The following is a 1,635-nucleotide window of genomic DNA, read 5'->3' as shown; positions in this document are numbered from 1 at the left end:
GTTGTGTATACTGCTCTTATGGAACAGTGAAATGCCCACCAATTCAAGAAGGCCAAAGTTGTTGTAAGAGCTAAGTGAATGTCTCTTAATGGCACGAAGCGGACTATAAATTCATACTCAAATCAAGTGTTATTAACAACCCTATTTAAAATTTTATAGCCCTTTTAAAGTATTTTATTTTGAATTAAACATTTAATAACCCATATAAGGGCTTTTATATAAATTTTATTGCGTACCTTAAATAGTCTGCTACACTCTATTTATTAGTTTAAAGCCTATTTAAGGTCCGTTATATGAATTCTGAACGTATTCCAATCATCATTGGTCAGCGAGTCAGGCAGTATCGGCTGAATCAGGATTTAACTCAGGAGGACTTAGCGACCTTAGCGAATGTCTCCCTTAATGCGGTTAAATCCGCCGAGGGTGGTAAAAGCACCTTACCCACCTATGTCGCAATTCTTCAGGCTTTGGGTCATATCGATAATTTACTGGCCGCATTCCCGGACGAGGGCGTTTCGCCTGTGCAACTGCTCAAAAGTAGCACAAAACAAAAGAAACGAGCGAGCGGTAAAACGCGTGTGAAATCTGCTGACAATGAGGAGCTGGACTGGTGATTAATACCATTGAAGTTCGCTACAAAGGCGAGCCTGTCGGTGCCTTAAGTTATAACAAAGGCGACACAGCTGCGCGGTTCGAGTACTTATCTGAATTTGTTGAAAAAGACATTCCGCTTGCGCCTTTAACCATGCCCGCAGAGAAAGGACGAATTTACTCCTTTCCGGGGTTAAATTGGGATACATTCAGGGGCCTGCCGGGCATGCTCGCGGACTCTTTGCCCGATGACTTTGGTAATGCGGTTCTGAATCAATGGGTGGCGCAACAGCCCGACCGCACAGAGCCTCTGAGCCCGCTTGAACGGCTTCAGTATACCGGCGAGCGGGGTATGGGCGCTCTTGAGTATCACCCCGCGCGTAAGAATCAAACCAACGCCAAAAACAAAGACATTGAGCTTGAGAGTTTAATGAAATTAGCGCAGGAAGTGCTGGATGCACGAAAGGGCTTTCGTAAGAGCACGCACTTTGACGACGCAGCAGACAAAGAAATGATGCAGGCCTTATTAGCGGTTGGCACCAGCGCCGGTGGCGCAAGACCAAAAGCGGTACTGGCATTTAATAAGGACTTTAGCCAGGTTCGTTCAGGGCAGGGGCTTGTGCCCGAGGGCTTTGAGCATTATCTGCTGAAGTTTGACGGCGTAAAAGAGCGCGACCCGTCTCAGCAAACCTTTGGCGACCCGCTAGGCTACGGTGCCATGGAGTATGTGTATTACTTAATGGCCACAAAAGCGGGCATTCATATGATGCCATGCCACTTGCTGGATGAAGGCAACCGACGCCATTTTGTGACCAAGCGCTTTGACAGAATAGGCAATGAGAAAAAGCACATTCAAACGCTGACCGCTATTAAGCACGTGAATTATCACGACATTGGTGCGTTTTCTTATGAAGAGCTGTTCCAGGTTGCCCGCCAGCTAAGGTTGCCACGTGCGTATTTCGGGGTCATCCGGACATTGATTTCGGTCTGAGCCGGACAAGCATTTCGGTATCATCCGGACAGTGATTTCGGCGTCGTCCGGAC

General features: G+C 47.2%; 2 protein-coding genes. Both read left to right on the top strand.

Features of this window, described 5'->3' with window-relative positions:
* The first annotated feature begins 293 nt into the window (after positions 1-293).
* Entirely contained in the window at positions 294-614 is a 321-nt protein-coding gene (locus tag BLT32_RS12760; RefSeq protein ID WP_053954643.1) for a helix-turn-helix domain-containing protein, read from the top strand.
* Positions 611-1,582 carry a type II toxin-antitoxin system HipA family toxin gene (locus tag BLT32_RS12755; protein ID WP_235444023.1) on the top strand — a complete coding sequence of 324 codons (972 nt, stop codon included), beginning with the start codon at positions 611-613 and terminating at the stop codon, positions 1,580-1,582. Before BLT32_RS12760 ends, BLT32_RS12755 begins: the two co-directional genes overlap by 4 nt.
* The last annotated feature ends 53 nt before the right edge of the window (positions 1,583-1,635 follow it).

Origin of the sequence: Idiomarina zobellii (genome assembly GCF_900100855.1) — a bacterium.
Taxonomy (GTDB): Bacteria; Pseudomonadota; Gammaproteobacteria; order Enterobacterales; family Alteromonadaceae; genus Idiomarina; species Idiomarina zobellii.
Note: the sequence above shows the minus strand (reverse complement) of the source record. Positions and strands in the feature narration are given on the sequence as shown.

What these genes read in the sequence shown, in the direction of transcription:
- BLT32_RS12760 (WP_053954643.1), top strand. Translation starts at nt 294, where the DNA reads ATGAATTCTGAACGTATTCCAATCATCATTGGTCAGCGAGTCAGGCAG.